Source organism: Nocardia sp. CC227C (assembly GCF_030767025.1).
GTDB lineage: Bacteria > Actinomycetota > Actinomycetes > Mycobacteriales > Mycobacteriaceae > Nocardia.
This window is the reverse complement of the sequence record NZ_JASITE010000006.1, coordinates 247549-271261: the sequence shown is the minus strand read 5'-3', so window position 1 is coordinate 271261 and position 23713 is coordinate 247549. Positions and strand designations below refer to the sequence as shown.

Below are 23713 nucleotides of genomic sequence, written 5' to 3'. Positions count from 1 at the left end.
GGCTATCGTTGCGTTCCGTCCTCGCCCACCAGGGGGACACGCACACCCAGCAGCACCTTTCTCATTGCCTACGTTGACACCACCGACGTTCTTCTCGAAAGGCAGACCGCTGTGCCCACTCCAGGGGATAACTTCGCGCCCAACGAAGTTCGCCATGGCTTCACCCGGCGGGGCCGCACCCTCGGGGTGCGGGTACGTCGGGTTTCGGGTATCGGGGACAGCGGCTATCTGTTCGTGTTCGGCGACCCCCGGGACGGATGCCTGGTCCGCATACATTCCCAGTGCCTCTACGGTGAGGCCATGGGTTCCGACAGTTGCGACTGCGGGCCGGAACTGTCCTTGTCCTTGGACCTGATCTATCGGGAGCGGGCTGGGGTACTCGTCTATCTGGAGCAGGAGGGCCGGGGTGCGGGCCTGATGGCGAAGGCGGCCGGTTACGCCTACAGCCAGGCTCACCGCACCGACACCTTCGAGAGCTACGAACGCCTCGGCTATCCACACGATTCGCGCAGCTACGATGCCGCCATCGAGGGTTTGCGTGCCCTCGGGTTCCTCCGGTCGATCAAGCTCCTCACCAACAATCCGTGCAAGGTGCAGCAGGTGCGAGACGCGGGATTCCGGGTTGAGCGAATCCGGCTCTATTCCAAGCCCCGCGGCCCGATCGCCGCGGCATATCTGGATGCCAAACGCCGCCGCACGGGTTTCGCGCACGGACTACCGGCATCCTGTGTGTGGACGTGGCTGTCCGTCGCGAAATGGTGTGCACGTCTGGGCATCGGCTGTGCGGTCGCGTGGACCGTGTGGCACGTGGTGACCCGCCTGGCGGTGAACTCCGACGCGGCAGCCGCGGTGATGGCTTTCGTCCTGGCCACAGCGTCCACGCGGGTGCGTTGGAGCTGGCGATCGTCTCGGCCGATATCGCCGACGGTAGCGGCCGTCTGGGATACCTACCGCGCCGGTTTTCGGCTGGCTCGCCAGCACCCGTCGGACGTGGACCCCCCTGTCGACGGGGTAGCACGCGACACAGCACCCCCGATGTGATTACGATGAGTGAGCCGTGCCACATGTGGGGCGTGTCACCAGTGTGGGTCGGAGTCGACCGGTAGCGGATCCGCGCCGGAGGCGAGGATCCGCGTTGGGGTGCGTCGGGCGCGGTGGTCATGAGAATCGGAAGCAGGGATATGACGACAGACATCGGCTATACGCACAAATCGGGCAAAACGGTCTACACGATTCCGGCGGCGTTTCAGGAGACGCTGACGGTGCGGCCGGACCAGGTCGCGTTGCGGACCGTGGGCGGGACTCAGCAGATCACCTGGAAGCAGTACGGGGAGCGGGTGCGCAGCATCGCCGCCGGACTGGCGGGGCTCGGGGTGGGGCGCGGTGACACTGTCGGGATCATGCTGACCAACCGGCCGGAATTCAATCTCGTGGACACCGCGGCGCTACATCTGGGCGCGACGCCGTTCTCGATCTACAACACCTCCTCGCCGGAGCAGATCAACCACCTGTTCAGCAATGCCGAGAACAAGGTGGTCATCACCGAGCCGGTCTTCCTGGACGCGGTGCGCGGCGCGGGCGTGGAGCTCGAGCACATCGTGCTGGTCGAGGGTTCGGCGACGGGCACCGTCTCCCTCGCCGAGGTGGAGGCCGCTCCGCTGGAGGGCTTCGACTTCGACGCCGCCTGGCGCGCGGTCGAGCCCGACGACGTGGCCACCCTGATCTACACCTCCGGCACCACCGGCCCGTCCAAGGGTGTGGAGCTGACCCACAGCAATGTGGTCGCGCAGATCAAGGGCCTGCTCACCGGACCGCTGATCGTCGGATTCGACGACCGGTCGGTGTCCTACCTCCCGGCAGCGCACGTCGCCGACCGCATCTCGGGTCACTGCGCCAACCTGTTCACCGGCGTGCAGATGACCACCGTCCCGGACCCGCGCGAGATCGCCGCGGCGCTGCCGGACGCCCGCCCGACCGCCTTCTTCGGCGTGCCGCGCGTCTGGCAGAAGATCAAGGCCGGTATCGAGGCCAAGATCGCCACCGAGTTCAGCGGCGCCAAGCAGTCGCTCGCCAACTGGGCCATCGCCACCGGCGTGCAGGCCGCCCGCGCCGACCTGGCCGGCAAGAGCCGCGGTCCGGTGCTGTCGGTGCAGCACAAGCTGGCCGACGCGCTGGTGCTGTCCAAGCTGCGCCACGCCCTCGGTCTGGACGAGCTGAAGGTCGCCGCCTCCGGTGCGGCCGCCATCCCGCCGGAGACCCTGGAGTACATGCTCGGCCTGGGCTTCACCGTCACCGAGGTGTGGGGCATGTCGGAGACCTCCGGTGTGGGCACCTACACCGAGCTCGACAAGCCCCGCCCGGGTTCGGTGGGTCGCGTGCTCGAGGGCGCCGAGATCAAGCTGGGCGAGGACGGTGAGCTGCTCATCCGCGGCCCCATCGTCACCCGCGGCTACCGCAAGATGCCGGAGAAGACCGCCGAGGCCATCGACGCCGACGGCTGGCTGCACACCGGCGACGTGGCGACCATCGACGGGGACGGTTACGTCCACATCGTGGACCGCAAGAAGGAACTGATCATCAACGAGGCGGGCAAGAACCTGTCCCCGACCAATATCGAGAACACGGTCAAGGCCGCGTCCTCGCTGGTCGGCCAGGTCGTCGCCATCGGTGACGCCAAGCCCTACATCGCCGCGCTGATCGTCCTCGATCCGGATACCGCCGCCGTGCGCGCCAAGAACCTCGGCACGCCCGACGCCGACGTCTCGTCGCTGTCCACCAAGCAGGAGATCATCGACGAGATCCTGGCCGCGGTGCAGGTCGCCAACTCCAAGCTGTCCCGCGTGGAGCAGATCAAGCGGTTCGTCATCGTGCCGCAGGCTTGGGATCCGGGCGGCGACGAGCTCACCCCGACCCTGAAGCTCAAGCGCAACCCGATCGCGACCAAGTACGCGACCGAGATCGCCGAGCTCTACACCACCCCGCCGCCGGAGAACGTGGTCAACGTGCCGTCGTAAGCGGAGGAAGAAGAGACGGGGCCCGGAACCTTGCGGTTCCGGGCCCCGTGTCGTCTCCGGCAGTGTCGTCTGCGGTACCAGAGCGCCTGCGACCCTGTTGTCTCCGGCACGGGAGCGCCCGCGGTGAGCCGCGACCGACCCCGTGCACGATCGTGGCCCCGCACGCGACGTTCGGGGCCACGGTTCGGGGCCGCGGTTCAGCGCGGAGCGCGTCCGCTCACTTCTGCTCGTGGGTTGCCACCAGGGTGGCGCGCGCGATGGCGTGCGAGAACAGGTTGAAGCCCAGGTAGGCCGGGCTGCCGCTGCCGTCGATACCCAGCGACTCCACGTCCACCGCGTGCACCACGATGAAGTACCGGTGGTAGCCGTGTCCCGGCGGCGGCGCGGCGCCCACGAATCCGGCGAACCCGCCGTCGTTGCGCAGCTGCACCGCCCCCGCGGGCAGCGTGCCGCCCTCGCTGCCCGCGCCGCTGTCGAGCGAGGTGACCGAGGCCGGGATGTCGGCGACGGCCCAGTGCCAGAAGCCGGAGGCGGTCGGCGCGTCCGGATCGAAGACGGTGACCGCGAAACTCTTGGTCTCCGCGGGGAATCCGCTCCACGACAGCTGCGGGGACACATCCTTGCCGCCCGCGCCGAACACCCCGCTGACCTGATCGTTGCCGAACGGCTGGCCGTCGGTCACATCGGCGGAGGTGAGGGTGAAGCCCGGCAGGTCGGGCAGCGCCGCGTAGGGGTTGTAGTCGTAATCGGGCACGGGAGAGGTCCTTTCGCGAGTCAGCTGTGCAGCAGGAAGTGTTCCAGGACGCGGGTGCCGAATTCGAGGGATTCCACCGGAACCCGTTCGTCGACACCGTGGAACAGCGCGGTGAAGTCCAGCTCCGGCGGCAACCGCAGCGGTGCGAAGCCGAAGCACCGAATTCCCAAGGTGGCGAACGCTTTCGCGTCGGTGCCACCGGAGAGCATATACGGCACGGTACGCCCGTTCGGGTCGTGGGCGAGGATGGCGGCGTTCATGGCGTCCACCAGGTGCCCGTCGAACGTCGTTTCGTAGGAGTCGAGTTTGGTGATCCACTCGCGCTCCACGTCGGGGCCGATGAGGGCGTCGACCTCGCGCTCGAATTCCGCTTGACGGCCCGGCACCACCCGGCAGTCCACCACCGCCTCGGCGGTCTGCGGAATCACGTTGGCCTTGTAGCCCGCCCGCAGCATGGTCGGATTGGCGGTGTCGCGCAGTGTCGCACCGATGATGCGGGAGATGGTGCCCAGCTTCGCCAGTTGCCCCTCGATATCCGGGCTGCCCGGATCGAATTCGAGCCCGGACTCCTCGGCGACGGCGGCCAGGAACTCCGCCACCGAGTCCGACACCACCAGCGGGAAGGTGTGCGTGCCGAGCCGCGCCACCGCCTGCGCCAGGATGGTGACGGCATTGTCCTCGTGCAGGAAGGAGCCGTGCCCGGCGCGGGCCTTGGCGCGCAAACGCATCCAGCCCAAACCCTTCTCGGCGGTCTCCACCAGGTACAGCCGCCGGTCGGTGCCGTCGGCCCTCGGCACGGTGAGCGAGAAGCCGCCGACCTCGCCGACCGCCTCGGTGATGCCCTCGAACAGGTCGGGCCGGTTGCGCACCAGCCACTGCGACCCCCATGTGCCGCCGTTCTCCTCATCGGCGAGGAAGGCCCACACGATATCGCGCGGCGGCACCGTGCCCTCCGCCTTGAACTGGCGGGCGATGGCCAGCATCATGCCGACCATATCCTTCATATCGACCGCGCCGCGGCCCCACACGTAGCCGTCGCGCACCGCGCCGGAGAACGGGTGCACACTCCAGTCGGCGGCCTCCGCGGGCACCACGTCGAGGTGTCCGTGCATCATGAGCGCGCCGCGCGAGGAGTCCGCGCCCCGCAGCCGGGCGAATACATTGCCGCGGCCCGGCGCGCCGGATTCCACGTATTCGGTGACGTATCCGGCCTGTTGCAGCTGATCGGCCACCCACTGCGCGCATTCACGCTCGCCCTTGGTGGTTTCCAGTTCGCCGGTGTTGGAGGTGTCGAAGCGGATCAGCGTGCTGACCAGATCGACCACTTCGGAGACGGCGCGGGAGGTGCTGGGTTCGACGGTTTCGGACACGCCCCCTTTCCTACCACTCCGGGCGGGGTGGATGCTGCGGGGTGGCAGTGTCAGAGGTAGAGGCGCAGGGTGGCGGTGAGCGTGGCCAGCAAGGGTTCCAGGCGCTGGTCCTGAATGCGGCGCTCCAGCACCTCGAGATGCAGCCGGGGCGCGCGGGCCCAGCGTTGCGCCATCAGCGACTGGGCGTCGACGTCGGCGCCGGCGAGAACCCACAGCAGCGGCGGCCACAGTCGCGCGGCCTGCGCGATGGTCGGCAGCATGTGCAGGGTGGCCGGATCGAGTTGGGACAGCCGGGCTCCGGCGCGGCGACGCACCTCTCCGGGGGTGCGGGCCAGCAGTTCCAGCATGCCCCGCCACAGCGCGACCTCGGTGCAGCCCTCGCAGGCGGCGACGAGCTGTTCGGCCACGTCACCGATGCCGGGGTTGAGCGCCAGCCGCAGCAGCGACGGCGTACGCAGCTGCCCGATGAAGCGCAGCACGTCGGGGGTGCCGTCGGCGGCGACGAGGGTGGTGATCAGATCCGCGATGGCCGAGGGCGGCGTCGCGGCGAGCAGGATGTCACCGACGGCCGCGATGACGTCGTCGTCGCAGCGCGCGAAGACCGACAGCGCCGCCAGCCGCAGTTCCTTGGACCCGTCCACGACCGTGGCCAGCATGGCGGGCAGCCGGGTGCCGCCGTCGAGCAGTTGCCGCACGACGGCGCTGACCGCCTCGCCCGAGTACGCGTAGGCGGCCGAGCGGATGAGCCCCTCGTCGTCGGGCACCCCCTCCTCCACCGCGCGCACCAGTTCCGGTGTGGCGTAGGCGAGGAACGGGCCGGCCGTGACGTAGTCGCGGCGCACCAGCATCTCGTTGACGATGCGCACCACCGGTTCCGGCGGTGCGACGTCGGCGAGTTGCCCGACGGTGCGCGGGTCCAGATACGGTGCGCAGTCCGCGGCGTAGGACACGTCGAGCAGTCGCACCGCTTCGGCGGCCTTGCGCGGATAGCGCACCCCCACCGCGCCCGCCGCCCGTCCGGTCATGACCGGCGGCACCACGTGCTGCACGATCGGAATGGAGATGCGCAGCGGAATGATGGGTACCAGCTTGCTCATTCGGTCGAAGACCGGGTTGTGCTGTTCGAACAGCGTGCGCGAGATGCGATCCTGCAGTTCGTGCAGGCGCTGCGCGCCCAGCTTCTCGAGATGGGCCAGCCGTTCCACCGGGACGTGCAGGGTGCGGGCGAGCAGGATGAGTTGGGCGCGTACCACGAAATCCGTCATAGGCCCGTCCGGGTCGTACGTAATCGGCGTCGGTCGAATTCGACTGTGGCGGACATCGTTTCCCCGTCCTCCGACCGTCTGGGTCGGTTCCCGTCGGCAACGGCCCGATCATAGATCCGCCCGCCGCCGAAAAGGCTCAAACCGCCCAGACTTGGCATTCATCACTATCCGCCCGTTTGGTCCCGCTGCGACGTGCCGACCGCGGACCGGCGACGAGTGCCCGCCGATACCGCCCGGAAAGCGGGGTCAGGACGCCAGATGCGGTACACGATCCGCGCCGATGCGGTCGATGCGGCGGCGGCCCCAGTCTGCGAGCGGACCCAGCGCCGTATTGAGGGCGGTGCCTTCGGCGGTGAGGGTGTACTCGACGCGGGGCGGGATCTCCGCGAACACCTCGCGGTGGATCAGCCCGTCCTCCTCCATCTCACGCAGCTGCTGGCCGAGCATCTTCTCCGAGACGCCGGGCAGCCCGCGCCGTAGCTCGCCGAAACGCCGGGTCCCGTATTCCGCGAGCTCCCACAGAATGAGCGATTTCCACTTGCCGCCGACCACGTCCATGGCGGCGTCGATACCGCAGAAGTATGGTCCGGATCTCTTTTCACCCATGCCTGGCCTCGCTACCTCGTCACCTACCTGGAGGTAGGTGCCTGACCGAATAGTGCGTTCTTGTGGGCCGACGCGGGCGGGAGCACTCTGGATTCCGGCGCGCCGACAAGCACACTCGAATCTAGTAAGGAGACCCGCGATGGCGGACAACCAGCACACCCCGGTCACCGTTCTCGGCCTCGGTGCCATGGGCTCGGCCCTGGCCGCGGCCCTGCTGAAGGGCGGGCGGACCACCACGGTGTGGAACCGCAGCGCGGGCAAGGCCACCGATCTCGTGGCCCGGGGCGCGACCGAGGCGGCGTCGGTCCGGGAGGCGGTGCGGGCCGGTGAGGTGATCATCGCGGTCCTGCTCGATCACGCCTCGGTGCACGAACAGCTCGATCCGGTGGTGGCCGAACTGCGCGGCAAGCAGCTGGTCAACCTCACCAGCACCGCACCGGCGCAGTCGCGGGAACTGGCGCGGTGGGCGGCCGCGCACGGCATCGACTTCCTCGACGGCGGCATCATGGCGATTCCGCCCATGATCGGCCAGCCGGGGTCGGCACTGCTCTACAGCGGGTCGCAGGCGGTGTTCGACCGCCATCGCGAGACCTTGGAACTGTTCGGCTCCGTCGAGTACTTCGGCACCGACGCCGGTATGGCGGCGCTGTTCGACTTCGCCCTACTTGCCAATATGTACGCGATGTTCGGCGGTTTCTTCCACGCCGCGGCCATGGTCGGCTCGGCGGGCGTGTCCGCCGAGGAGTTCGGCCACCGCGCCCAGGCATGGCTGACCGCCATGGCGCACGGGCTGCCGGAGTTCGGCCGGACCATCGACTCCGGCGACTTCCGCGCCGATGTCCAGCAGCTGGCCTTTCAGAAGGCCGCCGTCGACGCCATCGCCCGCGCCAGCCGCGACGCCGGTGTGGCCCTGGATGTCATCGCCCCGGTGCGCAACCTCATCGACCGCCAGATCGCCGACGGGCACGGCGCGCTCGCCTTCGAGCACACCATCACCCAACTGCGCTGAAGCCGCCGACGCCGAAGCGACCGGCGCTGCGGCACCGCCCTCGAGCCGCCGAACGGTCCTGCCACCCGCACCGGACGCGGGCGCAGGACCGTCAGTGCACCAGGTGCAGGGTGGCGGTCAGTGTCGTGAGCGGCTCGTCCAGCCCGTGCGCGCGAATGCGCTGCTCGAGTCCGCTGCGTTCGGATTCCGGCAGCGTCGACCAGGTTTCGCCGATGCGGGACTGCGCGCTGGCCTCGGCGGCGGCCAGTACCCGCAGCAGCGGCGGCCACAGCTCGGTCGCGGCGGTGACGGCCGGGAGCCGGGTGAGCGTCGCGGCGTCGAAGTCGCCGAGCCGGGTGCCGATGCGGCGGGCGGTATCCGGCTCGACGTGTTCGGCCAGCGCCAGCAGGCCCCGCCACTGATCGTGTTCGGCGCACCCGTCCAGCACGTCTACGACGGCCGCGATGGTGGCGGCGTCCCGCATGATCGGGTTGGCCGCCAGCACCGCCAGGGCGGTGGGGGTCAGATGGGCGATGAACCGCAGTGTCTCCGGTACCGCCTCGGCCTCCACGAAGGTGGTGACGAGGTCCGCGATCTCCTCGGGCGTGCCGAGATCGAAGAGGATATCGCCGATGGCCGCGATGACATCGGAGTCGGTGCGCGCGAACACCGACAGCGCCGCGAGCCGCAGTTCGGCCGATCCGCTCACGATCGTCTGGATCAGCCGGGGTATGCGGCCCGTCGGGCCAGCCAGCAGATGCCGGACGATGACGCTGATGCTCTCCCCCGAATACGAGTAGGCCGCCGAGCGGATCAGCCCCTCGTCATCGTGCACTCCGTGCTCGACCGCCTCGATCAGCTGCGGGGTGGCGTAGGCGAGGAACGGTCCGGCGGTGACATAGTCGCGCCGCCGCAGGATCTCGTTGACGATGCGCACCACCGGCTGCGGTGGCGCGACATCGGCGAGCCGTCCCACCGTGTGCGGATCCATGTAGGGCGCGCCGTCGGCGGCGTAGCCCGGGTCGAGGATGCCGAGCGCCTCGACCGCCTTGCGCGGGTGGTCCACGCCGATCGCGCCCGCCGCGCGCCCGGCCATCACCGGCGGCACCAGCCGCTGCACCAGGGGCAGGGAAATACTCAGCGGCACCACCGGTACCAGCATGCTCAGCCTCGAGAAGGTGGCATTGTGCCGCTCGAAGATGACGCGCGCCATGCGTTCTTGCAGTTCGTGCAATCCCTGCGCGCCCAGCTTCTCCAGGTGGGCCAACCGTTCCGCGGGGACGTGCAGGGTCCGGGCCAGCAGTATGGTCTGCGCCCGGGTGACCAGATCGCTCATCAGCCCAACCGATTTCCGAACATGATCTTCTTGGCCGCGGTCTTCAGCGGCCACGGCAGGGCGCTGACGGTCTTGTCGACGGCCTCCACCATGGCAGCCTGCTCGGTCCGCTGCGCCTGCTTGAACAGCTCCAGCAGATCGGCGATCTCCGCCTCGGACAGGGCGTCGAGCGAGGCCAGCGGCCCACCCAATTCCCGCTCGAGTTCGGCTCTGGCACTCATATCATTCCCCGTTCCCCGATGAACCGGATCACTCCGTGCCCTTACTTGATCACAAAACGATCGTGCCGACAATCGCTGCGCGCATCGGCACGATCCGGCCACCCGGGTGATACCAGGTTGCGTCCGAACCGATTTCGCACAGGAGCGCGGCGATGACCGCACCGTCCGAGAATCCCTGCGGAACGCCGATCGCCGACGGCCCGCGGCCGATCCGCAAACGCCAGGACCTCTTCGACAGCATCGTCCGCGGTCTGCTGCGGCTCCCCCCGCAAGGCCGCCATCTACCGGACCCGGCGGCGGGGCGGCGTCGTCCTCCGCCGCACACCGCTGGTGTAGCCGGGCACGGTCACCCGTGCCCGCACCGGGTCATTTGTTGAAGAAGATCCCCGCGATATCGGCGTTCTTGATCGGGGTGTCGGCGTTGGCCTGCACCGAGCACAGGGCCTGCACGGCCGCCATGGTGAAGTCGACCGAGGTGCCGGTGGGCTCGTTCTCGGTCTTGGTCTGCTGTTTGATGAATTTGGTGACGGTCACGCGCTGGGTGTCGGCGTCCTGGGCGAGATAGTCGCTGCACTTGGTCTCGCCGCCCTTGTTGAGGGCTCGTTCGACGTCGGAGCAGCCGCTGAGCAGGGTGACGCCGAGAACGAGGGCCGCCGCGGCGGCCGTCGTCGTGGTCTTCATGTTCGTTCCTCTGGTTCACCGCGCGGCGGTGGGGGTCCCGCCGCGGTCGCCCGCCAGCGTAAACGCACCGCCCCGCCCGTGCGCGCACGCCGCGCGGTGCGCCGGTTCACGGGCGGCGGTCCGGGGCTTCGGATGCGCAGGCGGCGCGCCAGACGCGGGCCTCGCTGGTGTTGCCCATCCGCTCCAGTGCTTCGGCGAGTCCGCTCATGGCGCGGGTGTCGCCGTGGTCGGCGGCCATGCGCCACCAGTGCGCGGCGTCGGCGTATTCGCCGCGGCGGTAGCGGACGACGCCGAGGTCCCAGGCAGCGCCGATGTGGCCGAATCCGGCGGCCTGCATCCACAGGTGGCACGCCTGTTCCTCTTCGCCGCGCCCGTGCATGGCCACGCCCAGGTCGTAGAGGGCGTCGCGGTAGCGTCCGGCGTCGGTGGCCGGTCGGGGTTCGGGGAGGGCGGCGGCGGTGCCGGTGCACAGTTCCACGACGAGTTCGGCGAAGTTCGGCGCGCCGACGCCGGTACTGCAGTGGAGCACCGTGGCGGCGGGCGTGCGTTCGACGAGCATGCCGTAGTTGCCGGTCCAGGACACAGTGGTGTCGGTGTCGTCGACCCAGACGGGCGTGAGCGAGAACGAGCCCGCGCCACCGGTCCGGCACAGCCGCAGCGCGACTCCGCCGGTCATGGCGTCGCTCCACACGTCGACGCCGAGCAGTTGCCGCCCGTCCAGCGCGACGTGGCCGCCGGTCACGGACAGGCCGACGCCGAGGCTGTGCACGCCCTCCGGTGGTGCGGCCGAGCGGAGCGTGAGCGTCACGATGCACGGATCGGTGTCGAGCGGTTCGCTGTGCACCGGGTACACGGTGCGGCCGTTCCACGCCAGGGGCTCGGCGCTGTCATATCGGTCCGCGAGGGGTGGCGCCGTGGTTCCCCACTCGGCGTACGGATACGACCTGCTCATGCGCCCGCCTTCCGCCGGTGCTCGTCGCGATACCGGCACACCGTAGTACCAGCGCCCGCCGGTATGTCCCGCATTTGCCAGGACGACTTGCCGGCAAACGGCTGGTCGCCTGTCCGGGCGGCCCGGAGGGTCGGTCGAGGTCGGGGCGGTGATCAGCGAAATGTCAGTTACCCCTGTGCTTTTCGGTGATCATGTGGACCCGTCGAATTCGCGTCAACCCCACATGAAATGCCGCCCCGCGCCGTCCCCGCCGTCACACCGGCATCGACACACCCATACGAGACTCCCAGGTCCGCGCGGTGTGTCGAACTTGCGCCCGGCCAGTCGTGATGTTGAATCGACGCCGACGTACCAGCGACGAGTGAAAGGGAACTACATATGGCTCTGCCTACCATGACCCCCGAACAACGCTCCGAGGCGCTGGCCAAGGCCGCCGCTGTTCGCAAGGCTCGTTCGGAGCTCATCGCGCAGGTCAAGAAGGGCTCGGTCAGCCTGGCCGAAGTACTCAAGCGTGCCGACAAGGAAGACCTGGTGAAGAAGACCAAGGTCGCCGCCGTCATCAAGGCGCTGCCGGGCATCGGCCCGGTCAAGGCGGCCAAGCTGATGGACGAGGCCGAGATCCCGGCCGACCGCCGCATCGGCGGTCTGGGCTCGCGCCAGCGCGCCGCGCTGCTGGAGGCGCTCAACAGCTGACGCCCGGCGTCAACCGGACGGATGGTGGCGACCTCTCGCCACCAATACCGTCAGCCTCGGGGGGCCGCCCGGTCGCCACGCAATCCGACCCGGCGGCAACCACTCCCGATCCCTGCTCCACCGGACGCACACGCCCCGCTCGGGGCCGATTTGGTGCAAACGATCCGATCCGATAACCTTGCTGGGCACCACCGGTCCGGGTGGCGGAATGGCAGACGCGCTAGCTTGAGGTGCTAGTGCCCGTATTAGGGCGTGGGGGTTCAAGTCCCCCTCCGGACACAACGCTTTTCATTGCATTAACCCTCTGACCTGCGCAAATAGCCGGGTGTCACTGAGGCTAGCCGAGTCGGGTGAGTCGTAAACCGCAGGCAGGAGCCCGTGGGGGTTCAACACGGGTCAATCTGAGAGATCCTCGAGAAACCGAACGACATCAGCGGATCATGGGACCTCCCTACCGCGGCGGACGTCAACTGATCGAGTCCACCGCCGACAACCCTCGCTAGGCCACCCTGCGCGCGTGGAAACGTGCCGAGCTCGAGGCGGCATGCACCGACCTTGTCCAACAGTTCCTGCTGAGACAATTCGTCGAGCCAGTCGTCGGGAAACCCATGGCCCTCACCCAATTCCGGGTCGACCCAGTCGGAGGTTCGCAGGAGCGTACAGCCGCTCGCCCGAGATTTCGCGGGAAAACCCCTTGTTCACCGAACCATGATCAGCCAACGAACACCGTCGACGAGGTTTTGTCACCCAGTCCTGTCTTCGTCCTCGGTTTCGACCCTGATGGCCAGTGCTCGCCCGTCCGGGGTGGTCTGTCGACCGAATTCAGCGGATCCCTTGCGCCTACGTGCCCTCACGGACATATACTATTAAATATTATATTTAGAACTCGATGGGACCGCCCTGGGTCCCGTCGATCTGCGTCCATGCCTGGCATGGAGGGAAGCGAGAGACCATGTTGCGTTTCGACGGGAAGGTCGCCATCGTCACGGGCGGCGGCCGGGGGCTCGGCCGTTCGCACGCGCTGCTGCTTGCCGCACGGGGAGCCTCGGTCGTCGTCAACGACTTCGGATCCTCTGCTGCCGGGCAGGGGTCCGACACCTCCCCCGCCGACCATGCGGTCTCGGAGATCATCGCGGCGGGCGGAAAGGCCGTGGCGAACTACGACAGCGTGACCACCGGCGCGGAGGCGATCGTGCGGACCGCGATCGATGCGTTCGGACGTCTCGACATCGTCGTGAACAATGCGGGCATCAACCACATGACGCCCTTCGGTCCGGATGCGATCGACGGCATCCGCCAGCACATCGAGGTCAACTTCCTCGGCACCGCGGCCGTGACGGCCGCCGCGTGGCCGCATCTCATCGCCTCGGGCGCGGGCCGGGTGGTCAACACCGCTTCGCCGACACTGGTCGGCTTCGAACAGCAGAGCGCCTATGTCGCCTCGAAGGGTGCCGTTTTCTCGTTCACCCGCACGCTCGCCATGGAGGCACTCAAAGACGGCATCCGCGTGAACGCGATCGCCCCTACCGCCTATACCCGTATGGCGGCCGAGGCGGAGATCCCCGACGAGCTGAAGCAGAAGCTCGAGCAGACGATGACCACCGACATGGTCTCCCCGACGGTCGCCTTCCTCGCGCACGAGGACTGTTCCATCACCGGTGAGACGCTCCTCAGCCAGGGCGGTCTGATGCAGCGCTTCGCCCTCACGATGAACGCCGGTTATACGAACCCAGAGGCCACGCCGGAGGACATTCAGGCGAACCTCGACGCGATCCTCGACAATGCCAGCAGCAAGCCGGTCGGCATCATCGGCAGCGAGAACGAGGGTTCATTGCTCGACCTGTTCAACTGAGCGGAACCCGGCCGGGGTGAGCACCGACCTCATCCCGGCCCGAGCTCTGCCGCACCGCCGACCCAGGAGCACGATTGACCGACACGATGCGCGCACTCGTTTCCGGAGTCGGCCCCGACTGGGTGCTGCGGGAAGTCCCGTGCCCGCAGCCGGGACCGGGTCAGCTCCTGATCCGCAACCGAGCCGCGGCCACCAACAATGCCGATCTGCCGATGCTCGCCGCGGCCGACCCCACCCATGGCGGACACGGCAACGAGTTCATCGCCGGATTCGAATACGCCGGTGACGTGGTCGCGGTCGGCGACGGCGTGCACGGCTGGCAGGTCGGCGATCAGGTGATGGGGTCGATTCCGTCGTCGTTCGCCGACTATGTGGTCGCCGATCAACGCTTCGTCCTCCCCCCGCCCCGACGGTCTCGATCCTGCCGTGGCCTGCGCGCTGCCGACCGGGTTGCTCACCGAACACGGCGTGCTCACCGTCGCCGGATTCGCCGGCGGGCAGAGCGTACTCATCACGGGCGCGTCCACCGGCATCGGACTCATCGGTGTCCAACTGGCCAAAGCTCTCGGTGCCACGCCGGTCATCGGCACCACGCGGACCGCCGCCAAACGCGAACTGCTGGAACAGGCGGGGGTCGACACGGTGATCGTCACCGACGAACAGGACCTCACCCGAACGGCCCTGGACGCCACCGACAATCAGGGTGTCGATGTGGTGCTCGATCACATCGGGGGCCAGGCCTTCGCCCAGTGCTTGCCCGCGACAAAGATCGATGGTCACGTCGTCAACATCGGCCGCCTCGCCGGTCCGGCGGCCACCGTCGACCTCGACGCCCTGTCCTACCGCCACCTCACCGTGCACGGGGTCTCGTTCGGCTTCACCCGCGATCACGAGATGGCCGACGTCATCGCCGCGCTCCTGCCCGAGGTGATCCCGGCCGTCGCCCGCGGACAGATCCGGCCGGTGATCGACCGCACCGTGGCGCTGGCAGAGTTTCGGCAAGCCGCCGATCGCCTGCGATCGGGCGAAGCGGTCGGAAAAGTCGTCCTCCGCATGACTGACGACTGAGGCACCACGTCGCGTGATCGACGCGCCGGTGTGAGCAGGCCGTACACGTGACCGCCGCGCTGTCACGACGGCGGTCACGCGGTTCCCCTTCAGCGCAACTGTCGCAATGCCCGTTCGGCGGCATTGGCACCGCACATGCCGTGGGCACCGGGCCCCGGCGGGGTCGCCGCCGAGCACAGATAGTGACCCGGCACTCCGATATCGTAGGGCTGCAAGGTTTTTCGGGGCCCGAAGAGCAACTGGGACAGAGCCTTGGCGCCGGTCATGATGTTGCCGCCGACGTAGTTGGGGTTGTACTCGGCGAATTCTGTGGTGGTGCGGGTGGTCATGCCGACCACCCGGTCCCGGAAGCCCGGTGCGAAGCGCTCGATCTGGGCGATGATCGCTTCGGTGGCGTCACCGGTGTACCCGTTGGGGACGTGCGCGTAGGTCCACACCGGGTGGATCGAACCCACCGACCGCCCGGGATCCGCGAGGTACTGCTGGCCGACGAGGACGAAGGGACGCTCGGGTATTCGACCGGCGTGGATGTCGCGTTCCCCCACGGCGATCTCGGCGAAGGAGCCACCGAGATGCACGGTGCCCGCGCGCCGGGCGTCCTCGTTCGTCCACGGAACGCCACCCTCGACGGCGAAGTCGACCTTGAAAGCACCAGGGCCGTACCGGAATCGCCGGTACGCGCGCGCTACCCGCGACGGCAGTCGCTCGCCGAGGATCTGCGCGACCGCTGTCGGCGCCAGATCCCGGATGGTGACGTCGGACAGCGTCAGGTCGGCGATCGAGCGCACGCGGACACCGGTTTCGATCTTGCCGCCGTGATCGGCCAGCACGTCGGCCATGCAGTCGGCGATCCGCTGGGAGCCACCCACTGCCACCGCCCAGCCGTGCCGGTGCCCCGCGGTCAGGATGCCGAGTCCGATGCTGGCGCTGAGCGGACGTTCGAGTGGCTGAAAGGCGTGGGCGGCGACACCGCCGAACAGCGCGCGGGCCTCCTCGGTACGGAAGGCGCGCTGCAGCAGGGCAGCGGGGGCTGCTGCCGGAATGCCGAAGCGCGCCAAGCGAATCGGGTGACGAGGAATCCGCAGCAACGGGCGCATGATGTCGTCATCGAGCTGGTCGTAGTTCGCGACCGGGCTCTCGAACAGCGTGCGCCAGAGCCGGCCGTCGGCGCCGAGACCGGTGGCGGTCTCGGCGACCGAACGGTGCAGGACACCGGCGCTGCCGTCGTCGAGGGGGTGGACGCAGTCGAGTTCCGGCCACGCCCACCGCAATCCGTACCTCGCCAGGTCGATGCGCCGCAGGAACGGCGAACTGCCCGGCCTGGCCCAGTAGAGGATGCCGCCGGTCATCGGCTTGAACTTGCCCGCGAGCGGTCCCCAGGAGCCGGCCAGGCCGATCGCCTCGAGCAGCACGGTCCACAGCACCAGCTTCTGGTAGACGATCGGTTCGTTCCACCATTGCCCGACTGCCCAGAACGGCCCGACGCCCGAGGTCGCCGTCGCCACCAGGACTCCGCCGAAGATGTAGAGCACCAACAGTTTCGCGATGTAGATCGTGTGGATCATCTTCGGCGTGCCGAAGCCGTACTCCACCCAGTGCAGCGCCAAGGTCCGTACCCGGTCGCGCAGTGGCAGATCCAGAAATGTCTCTGTGTCGACCGGCGGAAAATCTGCCGTTTTGAATCCCATGACCCGATTCCCTTCTTCCTGTCTCCGGGTGCGGTGAACCGCGACCGAAAGTCCAGCTTTCGTTCGAAATGAATTGCGGCGTAATGCCGCTCAGGCGGATGTCGCCAGCACCCGCAAACGCTTCTTGTCGATCTTGCCCACCGGATTGCGGGGCAACTCGTCCACGAGCACGATCGCGCTCGGCACCTTGAACGCGGCCAACTCGGCCCGGCAGTGCGCGGTGAGTTCCTCGGCGGTGACCGTGACTTGCGGGGCCGCGACCACGTGGGCCACTGGCACCTCACCGAGCACCGGGTCGGGCACGCCGACCACGGCCGCATCGTGCACCGCTGGGTGCCGATACAGCGCGTTCTCGATCTCCTTGGGGTAGAGGTTCTCCCCGCCCCGGATGATCATGTCCTTGATCCGGTCGACCAGGACCAGGTAGCCGTCGGCGTCGAAATAGCCGACATCGCCGGTGTGCAGCCAGCCGTCCACCACGGTCGCGGCGGTTTCATCCGGTTTGCCGAGGTAACCGCGCATCATGTTCGGACCGCGCACCACGACCTCGCCGGGCTCGTCGCCACTGGTCAATACCCCGTCCGCGTCCATGATCGCCACCGTCTGACCGGGCAACGGCAGCCCAACCGTCCCCGGTTTGCGTTGCCCGTCAACGGGATTCAGGGTGGAGGCGCAGGTGCCCTCGGACAGGCCGTAGCCTTCGACGATCGGCACGCCGAAACGCTGTTCGAAGCGGGCTTCGCGATGCTGTGGACACCACCGGGAACTCCCGACCCGGGCGCGGCACTGCGTGCGGGCACCGGCCTGTTGGCAGCAGCCACCGGCAAGACGCTGATGACCGTCGAGGTCGACGACCACAACCGATGGGTGTGGATTTCCTCGGTGGCACGCCCGGCAGTGGACACCGCGCAGCTCGCCGAGGACCTGCGCGCCCATCCGAATCTGTCCATCACTCTCGGCGAACCGGCCAGCGGTCTCGACGGTTTCCGCCAGACCTTCCGCGACGCCCAGCAGGCACGTGCTGTCGCGCTCACCGGCCGGCGCCACGGCCTCACACTCCACTCCGAGGTGGCGTTGACCGCGCTGTTCGCCGACCGGGTTCCGGAGATGCGGGGATGGGCCCGGCGGGTACTCGGCGCGTTGTTCGGCCCCGACGAAACAGCCGCGCGGCTGCGTGAAACAGTCCACGCGTTCCTCGACACGGGCGGCAGCTACACCGACGCCGCGGCCCGCTTGCACGTGCACAAGAACACCGTCCACTACCGGGTGCGTAAAGCCGAAGAACTGCTCGGGCATCCGCTCGGTGAGCGCAGGCTCGACGTCGAGGTCGCCCTGCTGGTCTGCGCCCAGCTCGGGCTCCCCGACGCCACCCGCCGCGTCGGCGGAGCCCGGTGAGACAAGCCGAGGGTCTTGTTCGGCAACCCGCTAGCGCGAATTCGGTAGCCACGTCACGACATCGGGCCACAGGATGAAGCCGATGGCGACGATCACCATGGCGACCGCGTAGGGAGCGGCGCCCTTGAACACTTCGACGGTGTCGCGGCCGGTGGCACGCGCGACGACGAAGACGTTGAGCCCGAGCGGTGGTGTGATCAGGCCGATCTCGCCCATGAGGACCACGAAGATGCCGAACCAGATCACGTCGTAGCCGAGCGTCTGCACCAGTGGCAGCACGATGGGCACGGTCAGCGCGATGATCGCGATCTGGTCCATGAAGAAACCGAGCACGATGTACATCACCAGCAGCGCGAGCATGACGGCGAGCGGCGGCACCGACAAGCCCTCGATCCAGGTGACCATCGACCCCGCGACCTTCGTCTGCGCGAACGCGTAGCCGAACACGTGGGCCGCGATCACGATGGCGAAGATCATCGCACTGGATTTCACCGAGTCGACGACCGAGTCGACGAAACCGCTCACCGTCATCTTGTCGCGCACCACGACGAGCAGTGCGGCCACCAGGCAGCCGATCGCCGCGGATTCCGTCGGCGTGACGATACCGAGGTATATCAGCCCGACCACCGCGAGGAAAACCACCGCGATCGGCAGCGCCTCCACGATCGCCTTGCCCTTGGTGAGAAACGACGACCGTTCGCCGCGGGGCATCCGGGACGGATCGCGCAGGGCGGGCAGCAGCATCGCGATCAGCAGCGCGACCGCGATGATCAGCCCGGGAACCAGACCGGCGATGATCATGTCGCCGACGCTGGTTTCCGCGGTGACGGCGTAGAACACGAGGATGACGCTGGGCGGGATCATGCCACCGAGGGTGCCGACCGAGGCCACGATGCCGGTGGCGGTCGTGGGCCGGTAACCCTCGTCGATCATGCGCTTGCTGGTGGTCTCGGCCAATGTCGCCGCGGCGGCGGTCGAGGAACCGGAGATCGCCGCGAAACCGACGCCCGCCGCGGTGGGCGCGATGCCGGTGCCGCCGGGGATCCGGCCGAACATCGTCCGGCCCGCGTTGAACAGCGAGTCCATCATCCGGGACAACAGCATCAGATGCGCCATCAGGATGAACAGCGGAATCGTCGACAGCGACAGCGACTGGACCGAGCCGAGCGGCACCGCCTCGAGCACCCCGAGGCCCGCGCCGAGCGACAACTGCAACAGCAGTCCCGCCAGCCCCGCGCCGAGAATGGCGAACGAGACCGGAACCCGCATGGCGATTAACGCGATGAGCAACACCCTGACGCACGAGAAAATGGCCGGGAGACAACGTTGTCTCCCGGCCAATCGCACTGGGCGGCTCAGCCCAGGTTCATATAGACGGCCTTCGGGTAGAGGTAGCTCTCCACGTGTTCGCGGCCGCCCTTCCAGCCGTAGCCGCTCATCTTCGTTCCGCCGAAGCCGACCGACGGGTCGAGGATGCCGTAGCAGTTGACCCAGACCGTGCCGGCGTTGATGCCGCGCGAAACCTTGTGCGCGGTACTGAGATCTCTGGTCCAGACACCGCCGGCCAGCCCGTACGGGGTCGCGTTGGCCAGGCGAAGGGCCTCGTCGGTGTCGTCGAACGGGATCACCGTCGCCACGGGGCCGAAGATCTCCTCCTGCGCGATGGTCATCTCGTTGGTGGCCGAGGCGAACACCGTCGGCTCGACGAAGAAGCCCGATGCCCTGTCACCGTCGAGCCGCTTACCGCCGCTGACCAGTTCGGCCTCGCTGGAGCCGATATCGATGTAGTTCAGCACCCGGTCGAGCTGGCGTTGCGAGATCAGCGGGCCCAGTTGGCTGTTCGGGTCGAGGCCGTCACCCACCCGGATCGTCTTGGTGAATTCGGCCATGCGCGACACGAATTCGTCGTGGATCGAGCGCTGGACGAAGATGCGGGTGCCTGCAACACAGACCTGGCCGCTGTTGGTGTACACGCCCATCGCCGCGCCGGGCACCGCCAGGTCCAGGTCGGCGTCGGCGAAGACGATATCCGGCGATTTGCCACCGAGCTCGAGTTGCAGCCGTTTCATGTTCCCGGCCGAGGCGCGCACGATGGTCTGGGCGGTGCCGACCGAGCCGGTGAACGCGATCCGGTCCACGCCGGGATGCTCGGCCAATGCCGCGCCCGCGTCCTTGCCGTAGCCGGTCACCACATTGACCACGCCGTCGGGAACGCCTGCCTCGGTGAGCAATTCGGCAACTCGCAGCACCGACAGCGACGCGTCCTCGGCGGGCTTGAGTACCGCCGTGCAGCCGGTCGCCAGGGCGGGACCGAAGATCCACCACAGGCCGATGAGCGGACCGTTCCACGGGATGATCCCACCGACCACGCCGACAGGTTCGCGGTAACGCAGGGTCAGGAAATCGCCGGGCAGCGAGTTCGGCGGGGTACTGGCCGTGCCCGCGTCGACCTGCGAGGCGAAGAACTGCAGCACCTGCGAGGTCCATTCCTTCAGCCCACGGGTCCTGGTCAGCGGGGCACCCATGTCCAGAGTCTCGATGGTGGCGAGTTCCTCGAAGTTCTCGAGGACCAGGTCGTGGACGCGCAGGATCAGCGAGCGACGCTGGTGCGGGGTCCAGCGGCTCCATTCGCCCTCGAAAGCGGTGCGGGCGGCCGCGACGGCGGCGTCCACGTCGGCGGCGCCGCTCGCGGCGATGGTGCCCATCGTGGCGCCGGTGGCGGGATTGACGACGTCGATAGTCTCCCCCGAGGCGGCGGGCACCCAGCGTCCGCCGATCAGGTTGTGTTTGGCCGTGCCGACGAACGCGGGCACAGAATGGGTGGTGGTCATAGATCTCTCCGAATCAACGAAAGGCGGTCAGTCGAACAGGAAGACGCCTTTGCCCGCGTCTTGCTTGTCGAACCACTGATAGGCCTTTTCGGCCTGCTCGAGGGTCCAGGTGTGCGAGTACAGGTCGTCGACCGGAAGCTGGTGCGCCACCACGTAATCGGCGCAGCGGGCCTGTTCGATCGTCGACATGGTCCAGGACGTCATCAGCGTCCACTGGTTCTTGTAGACGGACTGAGTGGTGAACTCGACGTGGCCGGGCAGGCCGATGAACACCGCCCGGCCGAAGGTGCCGAGCACGGTCAGGGCGTCGGCACCGGCGCGTCCGGAGGTCTCCAGCACCACCTCGGCCATCCGCCCGCCGGTGTACTCGGCCACCGCGTCGGTCAGCGACCGCTCGCGGGAGTTGACCACCAGGTCGGCCCCGAACCGTCGGCTCTCGGCGAGTCGGCGGTCGTCGACGTCGACGGCGATCACCCGGGCCCCCATCGACGCGGCGAACATCGTCGCCGAAAGCCCCACCGGCCCTTGCCCGAACACGACCATGGTGGTGTCGGCCACGCCGCCGACGCGTTTGATCGCACCCCACGCTGTGCCGGTGCCGCAGCCGATCGCCGCGCCCGCCTTGAACGATAGTTCCTCGCGCATCGGCAGCAGCGCGGCCACCGGTACCCGGGCGAAGGGCGCGTGCCCACCGTTCACGTGCACTGCCATCGTCGCCGCGGGGCTGGTCTCGCACATCTGCGGCCAGCCCGCGCGACAGCGGCGGCAGGTGTTGCAGCCGAAGTAGTGGTGGATCATCACCCGGTCACCCACGGCGAACCGCGCCGGATCGACGCCGGGGCCGACCGCGTGCACCTCACCGCACGGTTCGTGCCCCTGCACCACGCTGTGGTCGAAGTCGAACGCGCCGTGGTAGAAGTGCAGGTCGGACCCGCACATTCCCGAGGCACGGATCTTCACCACCACTTCGCCGTGGCCCGGCTCCGGTTCGGGGAAGTCCTTCAGTACCGTCGTCCCGTCACCCGGGAACACGATCCCCTTCATCAGTTTCTCCTGTCTCGTGCGGCAGCTCAGGCGGACGGGCGGGCGCGCCGCCGCGCCGTCGCCTCGTGGTCGATGCGCAGGCCCTCGGGGTCGAGTCGCGGGTCGCCCTCGACCACCACGCCGTAGTCGCGGGCGGCCGCCTGGATGCTCACGTACTCGTTGCGGACGTCGGCGAGGACCCGTTCGGGATCGCGCTGCAACGGATCACCCCATCCGCCACCACCATTGGTGAGGCACCGCAGGATGGTGTTCGGTGCGGTCGACCACACCTGTTCGGCGGCGAAGTAGTGGTAGCGGCCTTCGACCGGGTCGAGGGCCTTGGTTTCCGGATCGAGCACCCCGGCGACGGGCACGCTGTCGGCGTAGACCTGTGCGTCGGTGCCGAGCAGGCCGAGGCTCGCCGCGTCGTCAGCCGGCGGGAACAGCCACATCGCCCCGGTCGGCCCGGCCTGTCCACCGTTGGCGCCGACGCCCGAGGGCTGCTTGGTGCGGAACGGCGACAGGTAGTGCGCGCCCGCCGTGAGCCACAGCGCGTCCTTGAGATTGGCCGCGCCGCCGCGGAAGGTGCCCGCGCCGCCGGTGTCGATGGCGTGCTCCTTGCGCAACAGCACCACCGGCGACTCGCGTTCGATCGTCTCGGTCGCGGGGTCGAGGTTGTTGAGCGTGAACAGGACGGTGTAGCTGTCGCCGTCGCCGACGTGGGTGGCGCCCCACGGGCCGTGCTCACCGCCGCACTGGGTGGCCGAGGTCCACGGGGTGCCGTCGGCTCGCAGGCCGGAGGCGTTATGGGTATTGGTCGAGCCGTAGTCGCCGCCGACGCCGTGCTTGCCGAGGACGGGGTTGAGCGCGTCGAAGATCGCCGACGCCACGGCGCCGGAGGCCTCCCAGAACATCATGATGCCGCCGTCGGGTGGCAGCGAGGAGACGATGGTGCCCGGTGGCACCGCCAGGTCGACATTGCGCCAGGTGCCCGAGGTGAACGGCACCTTCGGGTCGAGCAGCATCGTGAGAGCCACGCCCACAGCGGTTTTGGCGTCGAGCACACCGCAGTTGATGCAGGTCCGCGCCTGCGGCGAGGTGCCGGACAGGTCGATCTCCATGTCCTCGCCGCGCTTGCGCACGAGCACCCGCACGGTGTAGTCGACAGTGTCGTCGAGACCGTCGGCGTCGATCAGCGCCGAGCCCGCGTAGTCGCCGTCGGGTACCAGCGCGATGGCGTCGCGCATGCGCTCGGCGGAGGTGTCGCAGGAGTAGTCCAACGTGCCGAGATAGGCTGCGAGACCGTATCTTTCGATGTTCTCCAGTACCAGCCGCTCCCCCAGTTTCAGCTGCTGGAAGATGCTTTTGAAGTCGGGCAGCAACATGCCGCCCCAGCGGGTGTTGTCGAAGATGAGGCTGAAGGTGGAGCGCACCGGTTCGTCCTGTGCCCACAGCAGCATGGGCGGGATCACGAGGCCGTTCTCGTAGACATTGCTCTTGGTCGCCGAGAAGCCGCCGGGCACCGTGCCGCCCATGTCGAGCTGGTGCGCGCACATGGTGACGAAGGAGACGATCTCGCCGTCGACGAACACCGGGCGGGTGAACGCCACGTCGTTCACGTGCCTGCCGCCGCGATACGGGTCGTTGCAGATCAGAACGTCACCGGGACGCAGGTTCTCGGGCCCGTACTCCTCCACGGCGTTGCGCACCGCGTCGCCCATGGTGCCGAGGAACACCACCAGGCTGTTGCTGACCACGGCCATCGGGTAGCCCTTGTTCGCGGGACCGCTGATGGTGCAGGCGAAGTCGTACCAGTCGCGGATGATGGGCGAGAACGCCTCACGCATGAAACCGGTGGACATGTGCTCGACGGCGTAGCGCAGGCGGTTGGTGATCACGGTGGCGCTGAACCGGTCGGCGCCGTAACGCTCCCGGAACTGAGCATCGGTGAGGTCGCGCAGCCGGGGGTGGTGGGG

21 protein-coding genes, 1 tRNA gene and 2 pseudogenes are annotated in these 23713 nt (G+C 68.3%); 9 read left to right on the top strand and 15 right to left on the bottom strand.

Translation table 11 applies throughout. The annotated features are described in order from the left end of the window. Positions 1 to 111: 111 nt before the first annotated feature. Together QMO76_RS14760 and QMO76_RS14755 are read left to right on the top strand one after the other, a co-directional pair. Positions 112 to 1041, top strand: a complete 930-nt coding sequence (locus tag QMO76_RS14760; protein ID WP_306361849.1) for a GTP cyclohydrolase — start codon at positions 112 to 114, stop codon at positions 1039 to 1041. Between the two features lie 140 nt (positions 1042 to 1181). Next, positions 1182 to 3014, top strand: coding sequence for a long-chain fatty acid--CoA ligase (locus tag QMO76_RS14755; protein ID WP_306361848.1), 1833 nt, complete (start codon positions 1182 to 1184; stop codon positions 3012 to 3014). Between the two features lie 217 nt (positions 3015 to 3231). Here QMO76_RS14755 and QMO76_RS14750 read toward each other — a convergent pair whose 3' ends face one another. The 4 genes from QMO76_RS14750 to QMO76_RS14735 all read right to left on the bottom strand — a co-directional run bounded on the left by QMO76_RS14750 (position 3232) and on the right by QMO76_RS14735 (position 7009). Next, positions 3232 to 3768, bottom strand: a complete 537-nt coding sequence (locus QMO76_RS14750; protein ID WP_306361847.1) for a YbhB/YbcL family Raf kinase inhibitor-like protein — start codon at positions 3766 to 3768, stop codon at positions 3232 to 3234. A gap of 20 nt (positions 3769 to 3788) precedes the next feature. Beyond that, entirely contained in the window at positions 3789 to 5138 is a 1350-nt protein-coding gene (locus QMO76_RS14745; RefSeq protein ID WP_306361846.1) for a M20/M25/M40 family metallo-hydrolase, read from the bottom strand. 50 nt (positions 5139 to 5188) lie between these two features. Beyond that, the gene (locus QMO76_RS14740; protein WP_306361845.1) at positions 5189 to 6403 is read right to left on the bottom strand and encodes a hypothetical protein; all 1215 of its coding nucleotides are present in this window, start codon (positions 6401 to 6403) and stop codon (positions 5189 to 5191) included. Between the two features lie 246 nt (positions 6404 to 6649). Next, positions 6650 to 7009 carry a helix-turn-helix domain-containing protein gene (locus QMO76_RS14735; protein ID WP_306361844.1) on the bottom strand — a complete coding sequence of 120 codons (360 nt, stop codon included), beginning with the start codon at positions 7007 to 7009 and terminating at the stop codon, positions 6650 to 6652. Positions 7010 to 7148: 139 nt separating this feature from the next. On the opposite strand from QMO76_RS14735, the gene QMO76_RS14730 reads away from it, so the two are divergent. Beyond that, a complete protein-coding gene (locus tag QMO76_RS14730; protein ID WP_306361843.1) occupies positions 7149 to 8018 on the top strand; it encodes an NAD(P)-dependent oxidoreductase in 870 nt (289 codons plus the stop codon). Between the two features lie 91 nt (positions 8019 to 8109). Here the strand turns inward: QMO76_RS14730 and QMO76_RS14725 are convergent, their stop codons facing one another. From QMO76_RS14725 to QMO76_RS14705, 5 genes are all read right to left on the bottom strand, one after another. Next, positions 8110 to 9333: a hypothetical protein gene (locus QMO76_RS14725; protein ID WP_306361842.1), complete on the bottom strand. Its 1224-nt coding sequence runs from the start codon at positions 9331 to 9333 to the stop codon at positions 8110 to 8112. Then, on the bottom strand, positions 9333 to 9554 hold the full coding sequence (locus tag QMO76_RS14720) for a hypothetical protein (protein ID WP_282783666.1): 222 nt from the start codon (positions 9552 to 9554) through the stop codon (positions 9333 to 9335). The genes QMO76_RS14725 and QMO76_RS14720 overlap by 1 nt, the downstream gene beginning before the upstream one ends. Before the next feature lie 49 nt (positions 9555 to 9603). Next, entirely contained in the window at positions 9604 to 9795 is a 192-nt protein-coding gene (locus QMO76_RS14715; protein WP_306361841.1) for a hypothetical protein, read from the bottom strand. A gap of 125 nt (positions 9796 to 9920) precedes the next feature. Then, on the bottom strand, positions 9921 to 10235 hold the full coding sequence (locus tag QMO76_RS14710; RefSeq protein WP_306361840.1) for a hypothetical protein: 315 nt from the start codon (positions 10233 to 10235) through the stop codon (positions 9921 to 9923). A 106-nt stretch (positions 10236 to 10341) separates the two neighbouring features. Beyond that, positions 10342 to 11187 carry a tetratricopeptide repeat protein gene (locus tag QMO76_RS14705; protein ID WP_306361838.1) on the bottom strand — a complete coding sequence of 282 codons (846 nt, stop codon included), beginning with the start codon at positions 11185 to 11187 and terminating at the stop codon, positions 10342 to 10344. Between the two features lie 378 nt (positions 11188 to 11565). Between QMO76_RS14705 and mihF the strand changes: the two genes are divergently transcribed. The 5 genes and pseudogenes from mihF (at position 11566) to QMO76_RS14680 (ending at position 14800) form a co-directional block, all read left to right on the top strand. Continuing rightward, positions 11566 to 11880, top strand: coding sequence for an integration host factor, actinobacterial type (gene mihF, locus QMO76_RS14700; RefSeq protein ID WP_306361837.1), 315 nt, complete (start codon positions 11566 to 11568; stop codon positions 11878 to 11880). 194 nt (positions 11881 to 12074) lie between these two features. Beyond that, positions 12075 to 12159: transfer RNA gene (locus QMO76_RS14695), tRNA-Leu, on the top strand. Positions 12160 to 12832: 673 nt separating this feature from the next. After that, on the top strand, positions 12833 to 13732 hold the full coding sequence (locus QMO76_RS14690) for an SDR family NAD(P)-dependent oxidoreductase (protein WP_306361836.1): 900 nt from the start codon (positions 12833 to 12835) through the stop codon (positions 13730 to 13732). A gap of 86 nt (positions 13733 to 13818) precedes the next feature. Next, positions 13819 to 14073 (top strand): annotated as a pseudogene (locus QMO76_RS14685) (alcohol dehydrogenase catalytic domain-containing protein); the annotation flags it as partial. Positions 14074 to 14158: 85 nt separating this feature from the next. Further along, a complete protein-coding gene (locus QMO76_RS14680) occupies positions 14159 to 14800 on the top strand; it encodes a zinc-binding dehydrogenase (RefSeq protein ID WP_306361835.1) in 642 nt (213 codons plus the stop codon). An 89-nt stretch (positions 14801 to 14889) separates the two neighbouring features. On the opposite strand, the gene QMO76_RS14675 is transcribed toward QMO76_RS14680, so the two are convergent. Together QMO76_RS14675 and QMO76_RS14670 are read right to left on the bottom strand one after the other, a co-directional pair. After that, a complete protein-coding gene (locus tag QMO76_RS14675) occupies positions 14890 to 16488 on the bottom strand; it encodes a DUF3556 domain-containing protein (protein ID WP_306361834.1) in 1599 nt (532 codons plus the stop codon). 90 nt (positions 16489 to 16578) lie between these two features. Beyond that, positions 16579 to 17223: pseudogene (locus tag QMO76_RS14670) on the bottom strand (class I adenylate-forming enzyme family protein); the annotation flags it as partial. A 9-nt stretch (positions 17224 to 17232) separates the two neighbouring features. Between QMO76_RS14670 and QMO76_RS14665 the strand changes: the two are divergent. Then, entirely contained in the window at positions 17233 to 17883 is a 651-nt protein-coding gene (locus QMO76_RS14665) for a CdaR family transcriptional regulator (protein WP_306361833.1), read from the top strand. 30 nt (positions 17884 to 17913) lie between these two features. Here the strand turns inward: QMO76_RS14665 and QMO76_RS14660 are convergent, their stop codons facing one another. The 4 genes from QMO76_RS14660 to QMO76_RS14645 all read right to left on the bottom strand — a co-directional run bounded on the left by QMO76_RS14660 (position 17914) and on the right by QMO76_RS14645 (position 23698). Next, positions 17914 to 19176, bottom strand: a complete 1263-nt coding sequence (locus QMO76_RS14660) for a TRAP transporter large permease (protein WP_306361832.1) — start codon at positions 19174 to 19176, stop codon at positions 17914 to 17916. Positions 19177 to 19238: 62 nt separating this feature from the next. Next, positions 19239 to 20714: an aldehyde dehydrogenase gene (locus QMO76_RS14655; protein ID WP_306361831.1), complete on the bottom strand. Its 1476-nt coding sequence runs from the start codon at positions 20712 to 20714 to the stop codon at positions 19239 to 19241. A gap of 27 nt (positions 20715 to 20741) precedes the next feature. Continuing rightward, positions 20742 to 21758: an alcohol dehydrogenase catalytic domain-containing protein gene (locus QMO76_RS14650; protein WP_306361830.1), complete on the bottom strand. Its 1017-nt coding sequence runs from the start codon at positions 21756 to 21758 to the stop codon at positions 20742 to 20744. Positions 21759 to 21784: 26 nt separating this feature from the next. Continuing rightward, complete coding sequence (locus QMO76_RS14645; protein ID WP_372341979.1) at positions 21785 to 23698, bottom strand: hydantoinase B/oxoprolinase family protein; 1914 nt, start codon at positions 23696 to 23698, stop codon at positions 21785 to 21787. Between the last annotated feature and the right edge of the window lie 15 nt (positions 23699 to 23713).